The 20,006-nt window shown below is 38.8% G+C and carries 18 protein-coding genes and 3 pseudogenes; 19 read left to right on the top strand and 2 right to left on the bottom strand.

All coding sequences use genetic code 11. From position 1 onward, the window contains the following. Window positions 1–98: 98 nt before the first annotated feature. The 11 genes and pseudogenes from fdhF to PQQ29_RS14530 all read left to right on the top strand — a co-directional run bounded on the left by fdhF (window position 99) and on the right by PQQ29_RS14530 (window position 11,523). Window positions 99–3,086: a formate dehydrogenase subunit alpha gene (gene fdhF / locus PQQ29_RS13090; RefSeq protein WP_187983850.1), complete on the top strand. Its 2,988-nt coding sequence runs from the start codon at window positions 99–101 to the stop codon at window positions 3,084–3,086. Further along, window positions 3,086–3,562, top strand: coding sequence for a helical membrane plugin domain-containing protein (locus tag PQQ29_RS13085; protein WP_187983851.1), 477 nt, complete (start codon window positions 3,086–3,088; stop codon window positions 3,560–3,562). Before fdhF ends, PQQ29_RS13085 begins: the two co-directional genes overlap by 1 nt. 61 nt (window positions 3,563–3,623) lie before the next feature. Further along, window positions 3,624–4,409: a formate dehydrogenase accessory sulfurtransferase FdhD gene (gene fdhD, locus PQQ29_RS13080; RefSeq protein WP_010991356.1), complete on the top strand. Its 786-nt coding sequence runs from the start codon at window positions 3,624–3,626 to the stop codon at window positions 4,407–4,409. A gap of 46 nt (window positions 4,410–4,455) precedes the next feature. Beyond that, window positions 4,456–5,133, top strand: coding sequence for a response regulator transcription factor (locus PQQ29_RS13075; protein WP_003768425.1), 678 nt, complete (start codon window positions 4,456–4,458; stop codon window positions 5,131–5,133). Next, window positions 5,130–6,509 (top strand): sensor histidine kinase, encoded by a 1,380-nt coding sequence (locus PQQ29_RS13070; RefSeq protein ID WP_185325235.1) that lies wholly within the window; start codon window positions 5,130–5,132, stop codon window positions 6,507–6,509. The genes PQQ29_RS13075 and PQQ29_RS13070 overlap by 4 nt, the downstream gene beginning before the upstream one ends. A 78-nt stretch (window positions 6,510–6,587) precedes the next feature. Then, window positions 6,588–7,676, top strand: coding sequence for an ABC transporter permease (locus PQQ29_RS13065; RefSeq protein ID WP_185325234.1), 1,089 nt, complete (start codon window positions 6,588–6,590; stop codon window positions 7,674–7,676). Then, complete coding sequence (locus PQQ29_RS13060; protein ID WP_010991353.1) at window positions 7,676–8,347, top strand: ABC transporter ATP-binding protein; 672 nt, start codon at window positions 7,676–7,678, stop codon at window positions 8,345–8,347. The genes PQQ29_RS13065 and PQQ29_RS13060 overlap by 1 nt, the downstream gene beginning before the upstream one ends. A 350-nt stretch (window positions 8,348–8,697) precedes the next feature. Next, window positions 8,698–9,198 (top strand): annotated as a pseudogene (locus tag PQQ29_RS14515) (InlB B-repeat-containing protein); the annotation flags it as partial. Window positions 9,199–9,267: 69 nt separating this feature from the next. Beyond that, window positions 9,268–10,293: pseudogene (locus PQQ29_RS14510) on the top strand (InlB B-repeat-containing protein); the annotation flags it as partial. 27 nt (window positions 10,294–10,320) lie between these two features. Continuing rightward, a pseudogene (locus PQQ29_RS14535) lies at window positions 10,321–10,875 on the top strand (InlB B-repeat-containing protein); the annotation flags it as partial. Between the two features lie 15 nt (window positions 10,876–10,890). Further along, on the top strand, window positions 10,891–11,523 hold the full coding sequence (locus PQQ29_RS14530) for an InlB B-repeat-containing protein (RefSeq protein WP_444849646.1): 633 nt from the start codon (window positions 10,891–10,893) through the stop codon (window positions 11,521–11,523). Window positions 11,524–11,738: 215 nt separating this feature from the next. Here PQQ29_RS14530 and PQQ29_RS13050 read toward each other — a convergent pair whose 3' ends face one another. Together PQQ29_RS13050 and PQQ29_RS13045 are read right to left on the bottom strand one after the other, a co-directional pair. Further along, on the bottom strand, window positions 11,739–12,023 hold the full coding sequence (locus PQQ29_RS13050) for a putative quinol monooxygenase (RefSeq protein ID WP_010991351.1): 285 nt from the start codon (window positions 12,021–12,023) through the stop codon (window positions 11,739–11,741). A 12-nt stretch (window positions 12,024–12,035) separates the two neighbouring features. Then, window positions 12,036–12,911 (bottom strand): alpha/beta hydrolase, encoded by an 876-nt coding sequence (locus PQQ29_RS13045; protein WP_010991350.1) that lies wholly within the window; start codon window positions 12,909–12,911, stop codon window positions 12,036–12,038. 114 nt (window positions 12,912–13,025) lie between these two features. Between PQQ29_RS13045 and PQQ29_RS13040 the strand changes: the two genes are divergently transcribed. The 8 genes from PQQ29_RS13040 to PQQ29_RS13005 all read left to right on the top strand — a co-directional run bounded on the left by PQQ29_RS13040 (window position 13,026) and on the right by PQQ29_RS13005 (window position 19,906). After that, the gene (locus PQQ29_RS13040) at window positions 13,026–13,853 is read left to right on the top strand and encodes a Cof-type HAD-IIB family hydrolase (RefSeq protein ID WP_010991349.1); all 828 of its coding nucleotides are present in this window, start codon (window positions 13,026–13,028) and stop codon (window positions 13,851–13,853) included. Window positions 13,854–13,983: 130 nt separating this feature from the next. Then, window positions 13,984–14,895 carry a cation diffusion facilitator family transporter gene (locus tag PQQ29_RS13035; protein WP_010991348.1) on the top strand — a complete coding sequence of 304 codons (912 nt, stop codon included), beginning with the start codon at window positions 13,984–13,986 and terminating at the stop codon, window positions 14,893–14,895. A gap of 48 nt (window positions 14,896–14,943) precedes the next feature. Next, window positions 14,944–15,216, top strand: coding sequence for a hypothetical protein (locus PQQ29_RS13030; protein WP_187983853.1), 273 nt, complete (start codon window positions 14,944–14,946; stop codon window positions 15,214–15,216). Window positions 15,217–15,312: 96 nt separating this feature from the next. Beyond that, window positions 15,313–16,311, top strand: a complete 999-nt coding sequence (locus PQQ29_RS13025; protein ID WP_112120026.1) for a zinc-binding alcohol dehydrogenase family protein — start codon at window positions 15,313–15,315, stop codon at window positions 16,309–16,311. 2 nt (window positions 16,312–16,313) lie between these two features. Continuing rightward, window positions 16,314–16,838, top strand: a complete 525-nt coding sequence (locus PQQ29_RS13020) for a dihydrofolate reductase family protein (RefSeq protein ID WP_003768405.1) — start codon at window positions 16,314–16,316, stop codon at window positions 16,836–16,838. After that, window positions 16,839–17,471 carry a nicotinamidase gene (locus PQQ29_RS13015; protein ID WP_010991345.1) on the top strand — a complete coding sequence of 211 codons (633 nt, stop codon included), beginning with the start codon at window positions 16,839–16,841 and terminating at the stop codon, window positions 17,469–17,471. 23 nt (window positions 17,472–17,494) lie between these two features. Continuing rightward, window positions 17,495–18,109 carry a DUF1648 domain-containing protein gene (locus PQQ29_RS13010; protein ID WP_003764052.1) on the top strand — a complete coding sequence of 205 codons (615 nt, stop codon included), beginning with the start codon at window positions 17,495–17,497 and terminating at the stop codon, window positions 18,107–18,109. Between the two features lie 135 nt (window positions 18,110–18,244). Then, window positions 18,245–19,906 (top strand): peptide ABC transporter substrate-binding protein, encoded by a 1,662-nt coding sequence (locus PQQ29_RS13005; RefSeq protein WP_010991344.1) that lies wholly within the window; start codon window positions 18,245–18,247, stop codon window positions 19,904–19,906. Window positions 19,907–20,006 lie beyond the last annotated feature (100 nt).

The raw sequence follows: 20,006 nt of genomic DNA, 5'->3' as shown, positions 1-20,006 counted from the left end.
AACGATTATCAACTGTCTTTTTACTGTGATTTTTAAGTAAGAACTGTTATAATATAAGCGAAAATTGTAAACGCTTTCTCTATTTAGGAGGTAATGTGATGGGCGCAAAAGTATCAGTGCGAATTAATGGTGAGGCGCGGGATGTGGTGGAAGGAACGCGAATACTGGACTATTTAAATGCAGAAGGAATACAGCATCCGCATATTTGTTATAGTGAGCAAATCGGTCCTATTCAATCTTGTGACACGTGTATGTGTGAGGTTGACGGGGAGCTTATGCGGGCGTGCAGCACGAATCTTACAGATGGGATGGAAATTAAAACAAATTCAGAACTAGCTAAAGATGCTCAGTTAGAAGCAATGGACCGGATTTTGGAAAATCATTTACTATATTGTACGGTTTGTGATAATAATAATGGCAATTGCAAAGTACATAATACAACAGAACTGCTTGGCGTGGAAAAACAAGACCGCCCATACCGGGAAAAGGGCTACTTAAATGATTTTTCGCATCCATTTTATCGCTATGATCCGGATCAATGTATTCTTTGCGGGCGCTGTGTGGAGGCTTGTCAACAAGTTCAAGTGAATGAGACGCTTTCGATTGATTGGGAAAGAAGTCAGCCGAGGGTTATTTGGGATGATGATCGTCCAGCGAATTTATCATCTTGTGTTTCGTGCGGACTTTGTGCGACAGTATGCCCTTGTAACGCTTTAATGGAAAAATCAATGCTTGGTCAAGCTGGCTTTATGACGGGACTTGATGAAGACATGTTAGAACCAATGATTGATATGGTGAAAAAAGTCGAGCCAAATTATCAAACCGTTTTTGCAGTGTCGGAAATGGAAGCGGCGATGCGGGAAACGCGAACGAAAAAAACAAAAACAGTTTGTACATTTTGCGGGGTTGGTTGTACGTTTGAAGTATGGACGAAAGACCGCAAAATATTGAAAGTCGAGCCAACTGGGGAAGGTCCTGTGAACAAATTTGCTACGTGTGTGAAAGGGAAATTTGGTTGGGATTTTGTTAATAGTGAAAAACGGATTACGACACCACTGATTCGCGAAGGAAATGAATTTGTGCCAGCGAGTTGGGAAGATGCTATTCATCTAGTTGCAACCAAACTACGCGAAATTCAAGCTAAATATGGAAATGATTCGATTGGTTTTATTAGCTCTTCTAAAACGACTAACGAAGAAAATTATTTGATGCAAAAACTAGCGCGCCAAGTGTTCGAAACGAATAATATTGATAATTGTTCGCGTTATTGTCAGGCGCCTGCTTCGGATGGGCTTACTCGTACAGTTGGTATTGGCGCGGATTCAGGGACTGTAGAAGATATTGAAAGTGCGGGACTCGTGATTATTGTTGGCGCATCTCCAGCAGATGGCCATCCGGTACTTGCCAGCAGAATTAAACGAGCACAAAAAACACGCGGTCAAAAACTGATTGTTTCAGATTTGCGGAAACACGAAATGGCGGAGCGCTCAGATTTATTTATCCATCCAAAACAAGGAACTGACTTTGTTTGGTTAACAGCTGTCGCTAAATATATTATTGACCAAAATTGGCATGATCGGGTCTTTATGGAAAATCGAATTAGTAATGTGGCAGATTATCTAGAGTTTTTAGAACCATTTACATTAGAATACGCGGAAAAAGAAACGGGATTACCGGTTGAAACACTTAAATTAGTGGCGGAAATGATTCATGAAGCAGATGGGACAGCGGTTTGTTGGGGAATGGGAGTTACGCAAAACATTGCGGGATCGCATACATCATCAGCTATTGCTAACTTGCTTCTTGTAACTGGAAACTTCGGAAGACACGGGGCGGGCGCTTATCCGCTTAGAGGTCATAATAATGTTCAAGGCGCTTGTGATATGGGCTCATTACCAAATGTTTTACCAGGAATTCAGCCACTTGGAAATGATGAAGTTCGCGCTCGTTTTGAAGAAGCTTATGGGGTGTCAATTTCACCAGAACCAGGATTGAAAAATAACGAGATGCTTGATGCAATTGAAGCAGGCACACTTCATTCTATGTATGTCATTGGTGAGGAAATGGCTTGGGTTGACTCTAACTCTAATCACGTGCAAGAAATCCTTTCGAGCCTTGATTTCTTTGTTGTTCAAGATGTATTTCTATCAAAAACGGCTCAATTTGCCGATGTTGTTTTCCCAGCTGCTCCATCACTTGAAAAAGAAGGAACATTTACCAATACAGAGCGCCGTGTACAACGACTTTATGAAGTTTTAGAGCCGCTTGGAGATTCTAAACCAGATTGGTGGATTATTCAAGAAGTGGCAAGAGCATGTGGAAGAACAGATTGGAATTATGACCACCCGAGTGAAATTATGGACGAAATTGCAAGTTTAGCACCATTTTTTGCAGGTGTTCGTTATGATCGGATGCAAGGATTTAATAGCCTTGTGTGGCCAGTTAGTGCGGACGGGAAGGATATGCCGCTACTTTATGAAGAACGATTTAATTTCCCTGATGGCAAAGCACAGTTCTCGACATTGCCATATATTGCGCCGATTACTTTCCCGGAAGAATTTAATTTAACGCTTAATAATGGCCGTTTATTGGAACAATTCCATGAGGGTAATTTGACGGATAAATCAAAAGGCTTGGATTATAAATTACCGGAAGTGTTTGTGGAGGTTTCGCATGAATTAGCTAAAGAACGCGATATTGAAAGTGGTTCGCTCGTTCGTTTAAGTTCGCCGTATGGTCGCATCAAGCTTCGGGCGGTTGTTACTGAGCGGATGAAAGGCAATGAAGTCTATGTACCGATGCATTCAGTGAGTAGCGAAACAGCGGTAAACCTTTTAACTTCAAGTGCTGGGGACGTTCGGACAAAAACACCAGCATACAAACAAACCAAAGTAAATCTAACTGTACTTGAAAAAACTGGGAAAAATCCACTTCCAGATCACAATCCGCGGAACCGTAAAAGATTCCCGCAAAACGGGGCCGAGGTGGAGCGTAAGTGGTCGAGAGAAGATTATCAACCGATTTCTAAAGTGAACTGCGCCTGTGGTGGAAACTGCGGATGTGGGGGGAAAGGGAGGAATCATTGATGGCAGAACCAATTTCAACGATTCGTGATACAAAAAAGACCCCAGAAGAACAGGAGCAAGAACGTTTAGCGCAAATGAAAACGGACATTGCTGAAGAAGATTCTGGTTTTATCGAAATAGTAGAAACGGTAAAATTATTGCAAGAATCTGGAGCGCTAGAAGCTTTAAATAGCGCGATTAAGGCACGGGGGGATATTACGAAAACATTTTTAAATGAATGGCGTAAAGAACCAATGACAAATGCGATAAATAATATGATGATTTCAAGTAAACTGCTAACCGATACAAAACCAGAGCAAACCGAGGAAATGATTTCAAATTTAAAGGATGCAGCGAAAAAAGCTGAAGAAAGTGCAAAAAACGACGAAATCATGGGTATGTTAGCGATTATGAAGGCGCTGAAAGACCCAGATATTAACCGCGCGCTCCGTTACGGCATGACTTTTTTGAAAGAAGTAGGGAAAACATTAAAATAATCATTTGAAACAGCGAGACTTCCTAGTATCGCTGTTTCGGCTTAGAGAGGAGTGGTTTTTGATGGATATTGTATCGCGTCAAAAGGTCCGCCGTTTTGAAGCTGGCACTTTTCAAGAAATCGAATCAAGTGTTGCGACCGAGTATCCGCTGACTATCTACGTTAACGACCAAGAACTCGTGACCATCGTTTGCACGCCCGAGCATTTAGAAGATTTAGTCGTAGGGTTTTTAACTTCGGAAGGCATTGTTCGTGGGCCGGGCGACATTGATTCTGTGGATATTATTGAAGCGACTGGTCATGCCAAAGTTAGCGCCAACTTTGTGAACAAATTCAATGCCAAATACCGCGGCAAACGTTATATTACCTCATGTTGCGGCAAGTCGCGAGAAAATTTCTACTTTCAGTCAGATGCCTCACTCGTCAACGTGAAGCAAAATTCAAATCTGAAACTCACAACAGACAGGATTTTCCGCTTAATGGAAAAATTTGAGCAAAATTCCGCAACGTTTCATCAAACCGGCGGGGTTCATAATGCGGCGCTATGCAGTTCGGCGGAAATTATTTATAGTCGGATGGACATCGGACGCCATAATGCACTTGATAAAATATATGGTCGCGCTTTAAAAGACGGAACAGCTACAGATGATAAAGCGATTATTTTTAGCGGGCGAATCTCCTCAGAAATCCTCGTTAAGACAGCTAAATTAGGATGCGGAATAATTTTATCTCGCTCTGCACCTACCGAACTGGCGATCAATATGGCTGAAGAATTGAACATTACGACAGTTGGCTTCATCCGCGGGGACAGGTTAAATGTCTATTCTGGATTTGAACGAATCACTTAAGTTTGATATGATGCAGTAAAATAGGACGGTAAGGTGAATAGAGAAAATGAAACAAATTTTAGTAGTAGATGATGACCGGCACATTCTTAAACTTGTAGGGCACTATCTCCGGGCAGAAGGTTTTCATGTGTTAGAAGCTAGTGATGGCGTAGAAGGAGAAAAGATAGTGGAAACGGAGCAAGTTCATTTGGCGGTGATTGATGTGATGATGCCTAACATGGATGGCTTTGAACTATGCAAAAAATTGCGCATAAGCTATCCTGATATTCCCGTTATTATGCTGACAGCCAAAGATGCACTTGCAGATAAATCGCGCGGTTTTGAAGTGGGAACGGATGACTATGTCACTAAACCCTTTGAACCCGAGGAATTGATTTTTCGAATACGGGCTTTACTTAGACGTTCCAATCAGGCTAGTGAAGCAAAAATCACTATCGGAAATATCACCATCGACCAAAAAAGTTACGGCATAAAAATTGGCAACCAAGAACGGATGATTCCTGTAAAAGAATTTGAACTGTTATATCAATTAGCGAGCTATCCCGGTCGGATTTTTACTCGGGAAGAATTAATTGAACGGATTTGGCAACGCGATTACGACGGCAGTGACCGAACAGTAGATGTACATATTAAACGTTTGCGCGACCATTTTGATGAGGAAAAGGACGGGATTCGGATTGTCACGGTTCGCGGTGTTGGCTATAAATTGGAGGAAACAACATGAAGTCATTATATAGTCGAATAGTTGTGACGATGCTAGTTGTCATTCTTTCCAGTAGCCTGCTCGGTTTTTTCTTTGCGAACATTTATTACCAGATAAAATTAAAACCTTTTAATGATGAAAAAACGGCTAAGATAGCTGAGGAAGTCCAACAATTTTATCAGTCGAATGCATCGATTTCTCTAAAAGAGTACTTGGAAAATGTAGGTGAACTTGGCTATGAACTGTATCTGACGGATGGCAAAGATCAATCGAGTTATTTCGGTGGTGCGTTTCGAAAAAAAGATTTACCTAACAAAACAGTTCAACAAGTGTTAGCGGGCGAGACTTATCACGGGATTGATACGTTTGATACGGGCATTTTTATCACAGGATTTTTTGATAATGATGTTAGGAATACAATTGGTGTTCCAGTTAAGGCGGACGGGGAGCAACTGGCGCTTTTTATACGTCAAGATCCGGAACAGCAATTCGGTGAACTTAGAATCTTTTTCGCGATGATACTTGTTTTCACATCTATTATTAGTATCTTATTTGTGCTTATTAGTGGCAGATACATAGTGAAACCAGTTGTGAAGCTTACGAATGCTACGAAAAAAATCCGGAGAGGAAATTACGATGTGGCGCTCGAAGTCCGGCGTAAAGACGAGATTGGTCAGCTGGCGGACTCGTTTGCCAAAATGGCGAGCGAACTCGAAAAATCTGAAGCAGCCCGTCAGGAATTTGTCGCAAATGTTTCTCATGAACTACAATCACCACTTACATCGATGCAAGGTTTCGCCAGACTTTTAGGTTCAGGAACACTAACCGAAAAAGAACAAAAAGAATATTTAACTGTTTTATCAGAGGAGACGACACGCCTTTCTTCTTTAACGAAACAGTTACTTACACTTGCTTCACTTGACCAAGAATCTGAGTTACGGAAAAAAGAACCAGTGCAATTAGCAGAACAGTGGCGCCAACTAATCCAAATGACTGAATGGAGTTGGCGAGAGAAAGAACTAACAATAAATCTAGAGTTAGCTGATATAAACTATTCTGGAGATGCCGAATTACTTTATCAAGTCTGGTCTAATTTATTAAACAATGCAATTAAATATACACCAGAGAGCGGGGATATTCAGGTACGCCTTTATGAAGAAACGACCAATGTTTTTGTTGAAGTCTGGAATAGTGGCGCTGGCATCAGCAAAGAAGATATGGCGAAGATTTTCGACCGTTTTTATAAAGCAAGTCAAAGTCGCACGCGAGAAGAAGGTTCAAGCGGCTTAGGCTTATCCATTTGCAAAAAAATAATTACGTTACATCATGGTGAAATCAGTGTTGAAAGTAATACTGAAAAAGGCACCACATTTATTGTTAGACTACCTAAAAACTAAATTTGTAAAATCCGATTCACATTCCGTTTACAAAACTTCTTTAAACTAAGTATATGATCTTAGAAGGAGTTGAACGGAATGTTTTTGGCATTAAGAGAATTAAAACACTCAAAACTACGCTATATTTTAATCGGATTAATTATGGTATTAATTGCTTGGCTCGTTTTGTTTGTTACAGGACTAGCGAATGGACTTGCAAATGATAATGGAGCGGCGATTTCATCAAATAAAGCAACCTATTATGTACTGCAAAAAGACTCAGATAATCGCTTAACGAGGTCCAATTTAACCGCAGCTGAAACAGAAAGCGTAGCAAAGCAACTTAAAAAATCAGAAAGCACCAACTTAGGTGTACAGATGGGAACAATCACACCACCCAATAAAGACAAAAAAACAGACATTACTTTTTTCGGTATAGATAAAACGGGCTTTATGAAACCGACCATCTCAGAAGGAACAGAGCCAGAGAAAACAAAAGAAGTAGTAGCTGATATTTCTTTAAAAGAGTCTGGTTATAAATTAGGCAGCAAACTCAAAGATAGCGCAACAGGAGAAACGTTCACTATTACTGCTTTCACCAAAAATAACACATTTAGCCATTCCCCGGTTATTTTCGTTGATTGGCACGCTTGGAAATTAGTTCATCAAACGAACCAAGCCGCAGAAGGAGAATATAACGCTGTAGCACTAAATGTCTCTCGGGATACTGCTAAAAATCTATCAATCGGCTCGATGGAATTGTCTTCAAGTAAAGAAGTACTTCAAGGCATTCCGGGTTATTCAGAAGAACAAGGTTCGCTACTGATGATGATTGCCTTTTTATTCGTCATCGCCGCATTTGTTCTAGCTGCTTTCTTTTACGTTATTACGATTCAAAAAATCAATCAATTTGGTATTTTAAAAGCAGTTGGCGCACGAACAGCTTATTTAGGTCGGAGCATCGTTACCCAAGTTGTTTTCTTATCTGTCGTCAGCTTATTGATTGGAAATGGCCTAACATTTGGACTGGCGGCAATTTTGCCAGCTAGCATGCCGTTTACACTTAGTCCAATACTTGCAATCGGTTGTTCCGCATTATTCCTAGTTGTAGCAGTCATCGGATCAATGTTATCACTCTATCGTGTAGCCAAAGTGGACGCGTTAGAAGCAATTGGGAGGGCAAACTAATGACTTTAATGATGAAAAATATTTCTAAAAATTATCAAGATGGCGAGCAAGTCATCGAAGTATTGAAAAGTGTTTCTTTAGAAGTAGCGCAAGGAGAATTTGTTGCAATCGTCGGCCCATCTGGTGCGGGGAAAAGTACATTTTTATCAATCGCAGGCGCTTTATTATCTCCAACAGAAGGCGAAATTGCCATTGGTGGAACGACATTAAATAACATGTCTGAAAAAGCATTAACGAAGGTGCGACTCGACAAAGTTGGCTTTATTTTCCAAGGTGCCAACTTAATTCCTTACCTAAATGTTCGCGACCAACTACTCGTCATTGCGGAATTATCCGGTGAAAAAGGTAGCGCTGCGAAAGAAAGAGCAGATAAATTGCTTCAAGAATTAGGCTTAACCGCGCGCCAAAACAATTATCCAGAAAGCTTATCCGGCGGCGAAAAACAACGTGTTGCTATTGCTAGAGCGCTGATGAACGACCCCGATATTATTTTAGCAGACGAACCAACAGCTAGTTTAGATGCAAATCGCGGGCACAAGGTAGTTCAAATGATTGCAGATGAAGTAAAACAGAAAAATAAAGCTGCCATCATGGTTACACATGACGAACGAGTGTTAGATTTAGTCGATCGTGTCATTCGAATTGAAGATGGCTATTTAAAAGCAGAATAAAAATTTGGTCCTCTTGTGGGGGCCAAATTTTTTTAGTTATTTATAGAAATCCTAGCTTAGAAACAGGCTATAAAATGTAAGAGTACTAGCAAAAAGTCTTGAAATAGTACACGAAAATAACCGATTTTGCACTATTTGCTTAAAAATAGCTTATTTCGTCACTGAACCGTCACAAAAAACATAGCGATAAGTCTGTTTTTAGTATTCTTTAACAACGTTCTTCAAGATATAATCTTAAAGTGAATAAATAATTGGACGCCTTTAACGAAAATACAGGTGCTATTTAATTATGAACAATGAAATAAAATTAATTATAAATCTAATTTTGCAACCTAGATGAGGAGGATCATATGAAAAGAAAAATATGTTTACTAATTGCAGTAGGAGTAATCCTTTTACAATTAAGCGCAGACCCATTTGCTATATGGGCTTCAGAAAATAATGGAAACAACGTAAATGCGGCAGAAACAGAGACGACAAAATACAAATTGATATTATCAACCCCTAAACGTGATAATTTAATGGGAGAATATGAAGCAGACGAAGTAATTAAATCTGCCCCAGCAAATCCAGTTATTGAAGGGTATAAGTTTTGGGGATGGTATGAAGAACCAAATGGTTACGGAATAAGATGGTATTTTCAGGATAATAAAATGCCGGCTCATGATGTAACTTTATACGCATACTTTACAATAGAGACCTACACAGCTACATTAATCTCTGAAGAAAGAACAGCTACCCAACCAGTTGTTTATCAAAAGAAAATTAATGAACCTACAAAACCAGTAAAAGATGGTTATACATTTATTGGGTGGTATGATGCAGAAACAGGCGGTAAAAAATGGGATTTTGCTAACGATTTAATGCCGGGGAAAAACATCACATTATATGCTCAATTTGCTTCTAAAACATATCCTATGACCTTTGATAATGGCGGGGTAACAACGACAGAAACAGTGGACTATGATGGTCTTGCAGAAGAACCAACAACGCCAACGAAAGCTGGTTACACATTTGATGGTTGGTATGACGCAGAAACAGGCGGTAAAAAGTGGAATTTTGCTCAAGATAAGATGCCTGCAAATCCAGTAACTTTATATGCCCGTTTTACAATGAATAATTACACTGCGACTTTTAATAATGATGGAACAACGACAACGCAAACAGTCGATTATCAAGAAGCGCTAACAGAACCAACTGAACCGACAAAAGATGGTTATACGTTTGAAGGTTGGTACGACGCACAAACAGGCGGAAACAAATGGAATTTCGCGACGAACAAAATGCCGGGGAACAACATCACACTATATGCTCGTTATAGCGCTAAATCTTATACAACAACATTTGACAAAGAAGGAACAACAACGACACAAACAGCTAATTATGATAGTCTTTTGACAGAACCAACAGCGCCAACAAAAGAGGGTTACACATTTGATGGTTGGTATGATGCGGAGACGGGCGGAAACAAATGGGATTTTGCAACTGACAAAATGCCTGCCAAGAACATCACACTGTACGCTCGTTTCACAGTCAAATCCTATACAGCGACATTTGATAAAGACGGAACGACAACGACACAAACAGCTAATTATGATAGTCTTCTGACAGAACCGACAGAGCCAACAAAAGAGGGTTACACATTTGATGGTTGGTATGATGCCGAGACAGGCGGAAACAAATGGAATTTTGCAACCAAAAAAATGCCTGCCAAGAATGTCACGCTGTACGCTCGTTTTACAGTCAAATCATATACAGCAACATTTGACAAAGACGGAACGACAACGACACAAACAGTCAATTATGATAGCCTGATTCAAGCGCCGACAGAGCCAACAAAAGCCGGTTATATATTTACTGGTTGGTATGATGCCGAAACAGGTGGAAACAAATGGGATTTCACAGCGAAAAAAATGCCAGCGAAAAACGTCACATTATATGCCCGTTTTAGTGCAAATGCTTATACAGCAACATTTGATAAAGATGGAACAACAACGACACAAGCTGTTGATTACGACAGTCTAATTACAGAACCAACAGCCCCAACAAAAGACGGCTACACATTTGATGGTTGGTATGATGCCGAAACAGGTGGAAATAAATGGGATTTCGCTGCGAAAAAAATGCCAGCGAAAAACATCACATTATATGCCCGTTTTAGTACAAATGCTTATACAGCAACATTTGATAAAGACGGAACAACAACGACACAAGCCGTTGATTACGACAGTCTGATTACGGAACCAACAGCACCGACTAAAGACGGCTACACATTTGATGGTTGGTATGATGCCGAAACAGGCGGAAACAAATGGAATTTCGCAGCGAAAAAAATGCCAGCGAAAAACGTTACATTATATGCCCGTTTTAGCACAAATGCTTATACAGCAACATTTGATAAAGACGGAACAACAACGACACAAGCCGTTGATTACGACAGTCTGCTTACAGAACCGACAGCGCCAACAAAAGAAGGCCACACATTTGATGGTTGGTATGATGCGGAAACAGGTGGAAACAAATGGGACTTTGCAGCAAATAAAATGCCAGCAAAAGACGTTACGCTATATGCCCGTTTTACCGTTAAATCATATACTGCCACACTTAATGGTGAAGAAGTTACAACACAAACAGTTGACTACCAAGGATTACTACAAGAACCGCCAGCACTTACAAAAGCTGGTTATACATTTGATGGTTGGTATGATGCCGAAACAGGTGGTAATAAATGGGATTTTGCTACAAACAAAATGCCTGCTAATGATTTAGCCTTATATGCGCGCTTTACCCAAAATCCAGTAGTTCCGGTAGACCCGGTAAATCCAGTAAACCCGGTAAATCCGATAAACCCAGTAAACCCAGTAAACCCAGTAAACCCAGTAAACCCAGTAAACCCAGTAAACCCAGTAAACCCAGTAAACCCAGTAAACCCAGTAAATCCGATTCAACCAGCAGATCCAGCACATCAAGACGATCTAATGGATGACATCTTACCGGCAACTGAGAACACAAACATTACTGCTACGATAAAACCAGCTAATGACCCTGTTAAGAAAACAAAACAAAGTAAAGAATTACCAAAAACAGGCGACCAAGAAAATATCCTTTATTTATTAATAGGGTTATTACTAATCGCTGGAACGTTTGGCTTTTTCAAAAAAATGTCTCATAAATAAAAATTGAAAGCCGCGTATGAAGCATGATGTTCATATGCGGCTTTCTTTCTCTTTTACTAGTTAAATTAGTCTCTGTAGGGAATTGTCGGGAAAACTAGTTTGGCACCAAATGTGTTCGTGCCCCTGGAAAGATTCTAATTCTTGTAAAATGCTTCGCTTACAAAAAAAGATGGCCTCTATGAAAATAGAGCCCATCTTTTTTGATAAAATCATTTTTAAATTTTAGTGAGTACATCCACTTCGGTCGGGAATGCTAAAAATGCAGGAATTTCCCGTTTAAATCGTTTATAGTGCTCTGTTGAATTATGGAATTGAATAGCAGCTTCATCTGCCCATTTTTCTAAGAGATAGAAGGTAGATGCGTTTTTCACAGAACGAACTAATTCATAGCCATGGTTTCCGGCTTCTGAGAGCGAATTTTGGATGACTAGCTCCACTTCTTTTAAAAATGATTCTATAAAGTCTGGTTTCACTTGGATTTTCGCTTCTATGTGTATCAACTGCTATACCTCCTATTTGTAATCTAATTGGATAACTGTTTCATCTGTTTTGAATTTTTCTAAAAACCAATATGTTTTCTCGATGCTCTTAGGTGTTTCGTGTAATGTTTGGTGAACCGCGTCTTCTCCAACTTGAATATCTTCTATATAAGCTTTGGCACTTCCTGGCATAAAGAGCCTGGTTGCGAGTGAACTAATCGTTGGGACAATCCCGTCTGTTGGGTTATCTTCGCTTAATTCACCTGCAATTGCAAGTACTTCTAAATCAGGACTTACCTCTGTTTGATTTTTAATAAAATAATCCATTTGAGGAGTACTATTTGGCAATTTTTTAAATGATAGATCCATTCCGTTATCGTTTGGGTCTAAGTCATTAAATGGTGAACCAATTGCTACTAACTTACGCAAAGTAGGTACGGTTTTATCTCCCGCGTAATCTTCCGCGTAATAAGTTAGTGCTAAACCTCCATTGGAATGCCCTACACCGTCCATTTGTGTAAAGCCATATCGTGATTTTAAATCTTCCATCGCGATTTTTAACCATTTGGACCAATCGTCAGGGGTTGCTTGATTTTGCTCGAAGCCGAATTTTATAATTGGGCGTTTGGCATCTTTTGTAAGCTTACCTTCGAACTTGATTTTTCCTTCTGAATTAACAGTCATAGTCAATGCTTCATTAGAACTTCTATATTCGTTCATTAGTTGGTCTGCCATTTTATCAAGAGAACTTGCATTACCGCCGCTCCCATGAATTAAAATAATTGGTATTTGATCTTTCAAATCTACTTTAGGAGGCTCGTAATTATCTGCCTCATCGCTATTTTGGCATGCAGCAAGAATTAGCGTACCAAAAAGCAAAATCATGATTGTAATAAAATATTTCTTCACTAAGTATCTTCCTCCATTCCAAATTATTATACCAAAAATCGACGTGACAATCATGTGAAACTCGTCTATAATCAAAATACATACTAACGGAATTATAGAAAGGTGCGAAAACTATTGGCAAATGTAGCGATTGATACAGTTATTACAGACATGGACGGAACATTACTCGTAAAAAAAGGAGATCAAATTCATCCCCTAAATAAAGAAGTTTTAATAAATTGGCAAGCAGACGGAAAAAAACTTTTCCTTGCGACAGGTCGACTAGACTTAGCTATTTTGCCATTTATCCATGAACTCAATATTAAAACACCTGTTATTTCTTGTAATGGTGGATTAGTACGTGATTTTACGACTGGAGAAATTTTATATAAAAGTAATATTGAGTTAGACCTAGTGCATACTGTATTAGAAACGCTTGAACCATTAGGTGTTAACTACCATATTTATACAACAGAACGAATTATTGGACCAACAAATACTGGCAAAATCGCTTTCTTCAATGAGCTAAATAAAACTTTATCAGAAAATGAGCAAGTTCCAATTACTTTAACAACAGATCCTTTCAGTGTGCTCCGCGAAGGTGAGTTCCCGCTAAAAGTTCTCGTAATTGAGTCTGACTTAGAAAAACGAGCAGAAATCAAAGCAGCTCTGCAAGGTTTACCGCTATCTGTCCTAGCTTCTGCATCTAATTTAATTGATATTATGAATGAAGGTATTGATAAAGCAAAAGGCCTTACATACCTAGCAGATAATGGTTACATTAATTTAAATTCAACTATCGCTTTTGGTGATAATGAAAATGATGTTGGCATGATTGAACTAGCAGAGATTGGCGTAGCTATGGAAAACGGTATTCCGCTTGCTTTAGAAAAAGCTGATAAAATTGCAAAACATCATGATATTGGTGGATTAGGCTTATTTATGCAAGAAGAAATTTTATAAAATATGTGTGAAACTTCCACTTAAATCAAGAGTGGAAGTTTTTTCTTTGAAGAAAGCTTGCGTTAAAAATGTATATATGCTAACATATGCATATAAAGAAATTAGGTCTTTACAGAGGGGAAGTAATCATATGGCACATAATCACGATCATGCACATGGTCACAACCATAACCATACGCATAATGCCAACAAAAAATCATTATTTATTAGTTTTATCCTAATCGCTACTTTTATGATAGTTGAAGTTATTGGTGGAATTATGACCAATAGTTTGGCACTACTTTCTGATGCTGGACATATGCTTTCTGATGCTGTGGCATTAGGTTTAAGTTTGGCTGCATTTAAGTTCGGCGAAAAAGCAGCAAGTTCTGATAAAACCTATGGCTATAAACGCTTTGAAATTTTAGCAGCATTTCTGAATGGATTGACGCTCGTTGGGATTTCTGTTTTTATTTTCTATGAAGCAATTGGACGTTTCTTTGACCCACCACAAGTAATTGGAGCAGGAATGATGACTATTTCTGTCATTGGATTGCTTATTAATATTTTAGTTGCTTGGATTTTAATGAAAGGTGATACGAGCGAAAACTTGAACATGCGTAGTGCTTTCTTGCATGTGCTAGGTGACTTGCTTGGATCTGTTGGTGCTATTACTGCTGCGCTACTCATTATTTTCTTTGGCTGGAATATCGCTGACCCAATCGCGAGTGTTATCGTTGCAGCGCTAATTTTAGTTAGTGGCTGGCGCGTGTTAAAAGACGCTATCCATATTTTGATGGAAGGGAAACCTGCGAACGTTGATACAGAAGAAATCAAAACTTTCTTCCAAGAACAAGATGGCGTGACTGAAGTGCATGATTTACATGTATGGGCGATTACTTCTGATTTTAACGCTCTTACAGCTCATTTAACCGTAGCTGAAGACGCAGACCGAGATAAAATTTTAACTGATATTGAGCATTATTTACAAGAAAACTTCTCGCTAGAACATAGTACGATTCAATTAGAAGGAAGTCATGCTCACCATCATCACTGCAATTAATACAACTTCATGATATGATTACTATATCAATTAGAGGAGTTGGTTTAGATGGAAGAACAAGTTGATTTAGGTCATTTTTTGAAAAAAACTTTTATCGCTGTAGTTGCCGTAACCTTAGTATTTATCGGGGTTCTAGCAATGTTCACAATCATCGGTGTTATTATCGCTATCCTACTACTAAAAAAAGCTAGCAAAATGCTTCTTACAAAAAAAGAAGATAGCGACCATACTCATTCACACGGCGGCAAAATAAAAATAAAATGCCCAGCTTGTAATGCAAAAATGAAATTCAAAGATAGCGAAATACTCGACGAAAAATAACTTTTAAAGCCTTCTCTATAAATTTGAGGAGGCTTTTTTATGTAAATGTGCATTATTTTAAGAAATTCGGGAAAAGGAAACGAGAGGTGTTGTCAAATGAAAGTGGTAGGATTAACAAAGGCATCAACTGATTTCGTGGATATGGAAATTAAACAACCAGTGCCAGAAAATCATGATTTATTAGTAAAAATTAAGGCGATTTCCATCAATCCAGTAGACACTAAACAACGCGAAGCGACCAAACTAACCGGAGATGAAGTAAGGATTTTAGGTTGGGATGCAGTTGGTGAAGTAGTGGAGATTGGTTCAGAAGTGACTTTATTTAAAACAGGACAAGAAGTGTATTTCGCAGGTGATGTTACAAGGCCTGGCGCATATGCTGAATTCACGTTAATTGATGAACGGCTAGTCGGTTTAAAACCCAAACATTTAAGTTTAGAAGAAGCCGCTGCGATGCCACTGACAACTATTACTGCATGGGAAGCTCTTTTTGACCGTTTGGGAATTGTTGAAGCCGATAAAGGAAAATCCATTTTAATTATTAATGGAGCTGGGGGAGTGGGTTCGATTGCGACTCAACTAGCTGCAAACATTGGACTTAATGTTATCGCTACAGCATCACGTGAAGAAACAATAGAATGGACGAAGAAACACGGTGCAAATCACATCATTAATCACCGAGAAAATTTAACAAAACAATTGAAAGAACTTGGTTTTGAACAAGGTGTCGACTTTATTTTGTGTTTGCATAATACAAATGCTCACTGGGATGACATGCAAGAAGCAATTCGACCACAAGGAAAAATTTGTTCGATTGTGGAACTTGCAGAACCAGTGAAGATGTCTCTTTTAAAAGACAAGAGTGCTACTTTTAGCTATGAATTTATGTTTACTCGTTCGAAATACAATACAGAAGATAAAATCAAACAGCATGAAATTCTTACAGAAGCGGCGCGCATGCTAGATAAAGGAGACTTAACATCAACATTAAATAAAGTCTTATCTCCTGTAAATGCAAAAACGATAGAAGAAGCTCACAAAATTATCTCATCCGGAAAAATGATTGGAAAATTAGTAGTGAAAGGATTTGAGTGATTATGAGTGAAAAACAAGTTGCGCTATATATCGCAGTGAGTTTGGACGGCTACATTGCGGATGAAAACGGCAGCGTAGAATGGCTAGAATCTGTTGATAGCGAAGGCGATGCAGGTTATGAGGCCTTCTTTGATAACGTGGATACAGTCGTAATGGGACGAACTACGTATCAACAAATTTTCTCGCTTACAGATACTTTTCCATATAGTAAAAAAGATGTCTATGTTTTTTCTAACACAAAAGCAGGGACAAAAGACGAATACGCTGATTTTGTCGCTGGCACAGTAGATACGTGGCTAAACAACATCGATGGTGAAAAAGTCTGGCTTGTCGGCGGCGCGCAGTTAGTGAAACAATTTTTAAAAGAAAAGGCGATTGATCGGTTTGTAATTACGATTGCGCCTATCATTTTAGGGAAAGGAATTCCGTTATTTGAAGAAGATCAAGAACATGCGTTAGAACTTGAAGAAGTGACTCGTTTCGGACAATTTGCTCAACTTACTTATAAAAATTTGGAGGAAAAGTAAATGAAAATTGCAGCTTTTGATATTGATTCACAAAAAGGCTTTACACCACTTTGTCCGGATGAATTACCAGTTTCGGGCGGTGACAAAATTGTGCCGGAGCTTAATTTTATGGCAAGTCTTGCTACTCTACGAATTGGTAGTAAAGACGCGCATCCCAAAAATGCCGTATGGGTAGTTGATTCCAAAGACGAAATGCTGGCTGAACTCGAATATCCAAATGCGGACCGGACTTGGGTTAGACACTGCGAACCCGGTACGAAAGGTTTTGAATTATTAGACGGATTGCCAGTTGTGACGGATTATGATTACTTTATTTGGAAAGGCATGGAGCCAGACATTCATCCGTACGGCGCTTGTTATCACGATATTGTCGAACAGCTTTCAACAGGTGTACTAGAATATTTAAGAGAACAACAGGTGGATTTAGTTCTTGTTGGAGGTTTAGCATTTGATTTTTGTGTGAAAACTACGGTTATACAGTTAAGTAGGGCAGGCTTTTCTGTATTAGTTTATTTACCAGCGACACGTGCATTATCTGAACAAGGTTTTGATGAAACAAAAGAGCAATTAGCGAATACCGAGAAAGTTCAACTTATCGAAACAAGGGAGGAACTTGTCGCCTACTGCCAGTAATTATATTGGAAGAGGTGAGGGGAATGAGGAAAGTTGGTTTATTTCCTAGTATGATAATTCTTTTCACAGTAGGAATTTCTGCTGTGTTATATCCGCTACTACCTTCTGAAGTGGCGGTGCATTTCGGTACGGACTTCTCCCCAGATATGTTTATGCAAAAGTGGCTCGGCTTAATACTGATTCCCTTTTTAATGATTATGTTTACAGGAACGGAATACTACGGGAAAGAAAAAGTGAATCAAGAGAGTTTATTAGAATTTGAATACTGTTTTAGACTGTTACTCGTGTTACTTACGATTATTCAAATGAGTATAATTGTATATGCGCTAGGTTATGATATTCCAACTGGCAGACTATCGCTAGTGACAGCAGGAGCATTTATGTTTGTTGTCGCAGCTTACATTCAATATTCTAAAAAACTCTTTAAATTTTTAACGATGATTGGTTTTAAAAAGATTGATGCATGGTCAAGAAATCTACTTAGAAAAATTACAACTGTTACACTTAATATAGCTGGTACAATCTGTTTTATCCTAGCTTTGTTCATGCGAAATGATCCCAGCTACTTAATGTTAGCAATGTTAATGACGATGTGTGTTATTGTTGTTGGCTCTGGAGTTTATCTTAATAAGAAATAAAAATATAACAGTTTATATTTACAATTGATACAGTTTCGGTTTATAATGGTGGCGGAAGTTCTGCGCGAATTTGGCAGGAAGTCCGTCATTTTTTTGCGTAATCAAAAAGCGCTTACAAAAAGAGGAGGAGAAATTTTGCATAAAACAGCCAGAAAAATGGTAGTGGCACTCAGTTTGTTATGTTTACTAGTACTTACAGCATGTCAGTCTGGCGATAAAGGGGAAAGTGAAAAAGTAACATCAGAAAAGAAAGCAAAAGTTGTTAACATCATGGAAACGAGTGGAATTCCAAATGCAAGTCCAACACTCGCAGACAATAGCGTAAGTTTTCGAGTAATCAATCAGATTTTTGAAGGATTATATCGATTAGATAAAAATGGAAAACCGGCACTCGCTCTAGCTGCCAGTGAACCTGAAGAAAAAGATGGCGGGAAAACACTTATTTTCAAAATTCGCGATGATGCGAAGTGGTCTAACGGCGACCCAGTGACGGCTCATGATTTTGAGTATGCTTGGAAAAAAATAGTTGATCCAAAAACAGCAGCTGCATACGGACCGCAAATGGAAGAAATTGTCAAAAACGCAACCCAAATTTTAAAAGGTGAAATGTCCCCGGATGAACTTGGAATTAAAGCGCTAGACGACAAAACACTTCAAATCGAATTAGAAAATCCTGTACCAATTTTCAAAGAGCTCTTAACGACTGGCACGTTCTTCCCACAAAACCAAGCATTCGTGGAAAAACAAGGTGATCGTTATGGAACAAAAAGCGACACTTTAATTTCAAATGGTCCTTACAAACTAGAAAATTGGAATGGCACAAATATGACTTGGGATTACGTTAAAAACCCAACTTATTGGGATAAAAAGAATGTTCCTACAGAGAAAATCCATGTAACTGTCGTCAAAGATACCAATGCGGCCTTAAATTTATACAACACAAATAAATTAGACCGAGTAGAGCTTGACGGCGAATTTGTTAAACAATATAAAGATGATAAAAATTTCCATAAAGAAGCAACTGGACGTTCTGTCTATATGAAGATGAATCAAGGCAAAGATGGCATGAAAACGGATTTAGCCAACTTGAATTTACGTCGAGCTCTAGCAATGGCTATTGATAAAACAGGCATGGTCAACACACTTCTTGCTAACGGTTCTAAAGCTTTAAATGGCGACGTTCCGGCTGATATTATGTTCGATCCAGAAACAAAAGAAGATTTCCGTAAACAAAATGGTGATTTACTCAAATTTGATCAACAAGAAGCAATAAGCGCTTGGAAACAAGGCTTAAAAGAAATTGGAAAATCAGAATTAACACTGACTTTAACAAGTGGTGATACATCTCTACAACGCAAACAAACAGAATTTATCCAAAATCAATTGGAAGAAAACCTTCCTGGACTAACTATCAAACTAAAAAATGTTACGAACCAAGCTAGTTTCCAAGCGGACGTTACACAAGACTTTGAACTACTACTAGGAGGTTGGGGAGGCGATTATCAAGACCCACTAACATATCTCAACCTATTCCTTACAAACAGCCCAGGAAACCATACAGGCTTCTCAGACGCGAAATACGATGAACTAGTCCTTGGAGCGAAAGGTAAACTCTCAGCAGATCCGGAAAAAAGATGGCAAGCCCTACTAGAAGCCGAACAAATCTTGCTGAAAGATAACGCCGTACTCATTCCGCTGTATCAAGGCGGTCGAGCATACTTGCAAAAAAGCAATCTTAAAAACTATACAACCTATCCAATTGGATCAGAAAACTACAAATGGATTGAAAAAAATTAATTTAAAATGAGTCTAGTTAACTTTACTAGACTCATTTTTTGTACCCGAATGAAAATAAGACTTAGGATGTACCAATTTTCAGCCTAGAGCCGTTCGTTCC

The sequence above is a fragment of the Listeria innocua genome (genome assembly GCF_028596125.1).
In the GTDB taxonomy this organism is placed as follows: domain Bacteria; phylum Bacillota; class Bacilli; order Lactobacillales; family Listeriaceae; genus Listeria; species Listeria innocua.
This window is presented reverse-complemented; position numbering and strand designations above follow the sequence as displayed.

Coding starts and splice junctions, on each gene's coding strand:
- fdhF (WP_187983850.1), top strand. CDS start 99: ATGGGCGCAAAAGTATCAGTGCGAATTAATGGTGAGGCGCGGGATGTG.
- PQQ29_RS13085 (WP_187983851.1), top strand. CDS start 3,086: ATGGCAGAACCAATTTCAACGATTCGTGATACAAAAAAGACCCCAGAA.
- fdhD (WP_010991356.1), top strand. CDS start 3,624: ATGGATATTGTATCGCGTCAAAAGGTCCGCCGTTTTGAAGCTGGCACT.
- PQQ29_RS13075 (WP_003768425.1), top strand. CDS start 4,456: ATGAAACAAATTTTAGTAGTAGATGATGACCGGCACATTCTTAAACTT.
- PQQ29_RS13070 (WP_185325235.1), top strand. CDS start 5,130: ATGAAGTCATTATATAGTCGAATAGTTGTGACGATGCTAGTTGTCATT.
- PQQ29_RS13065 (WP_185325234.1), top strand. CDS start 6,588: ATGTTTTTGGCATTAAGAGAATTAAAACACTCAAAACTACGCTATATT.
- PQQ29_RS13060 (WP_010991353.1), top strand. CDS start 7,676: ATGACTTTAATGATGAAAAATATTTCTAAAAATTATCAAGATGGCGAG.
- PQQ29_RS14530 (WP_444849646.1), top strand. CDS start 10,891: ATGCCAGCAAAAGACGTTACGCTATATGCCCGTTTTACCGTTAAATCA.
- PQQ29_RS13035 (WP_010991348.1), top strand. CDS start 13,984: ATGGCACATAATCACGATCATGCACATGGTCACAACCATAACCATACG.
- PQQ29_RS13030 (WP_187983853.1), top strand. CDS start 14,944: ATGGAAGAACAAGTTGATTTAGGTCATTTTTTGAAAAAAACTTTTATC.
- PQQ29_RS13025 (WP_112120026.1), top strand. CDS start 15,313: ATGAAAGTGGTAGGATTAACAAAGGCATCAACTGATTTCGTGGATATG.
- PQQ29_RS13020 (WP_003768405.1), top strand. CDS start 16,314: ATGAGTGAAAAACAAGTTGCGCTATATATCGCAGTGAGTTTGGACGGC.
- PQQ29_RS13015 (WP_010991345.1), top strand. CDS start 16,839: ATGAAAATTGCAGCTTTTGATATTGATTCACAAAAAGGCTTTACACCA.
- PQQ29_RS13010 (WP_003764052.1), top strand. CDS start 17,495: ATGAGGAAAGTTGGTTTATTTCCTAGTATGATAATTCTTTTCACAGTA.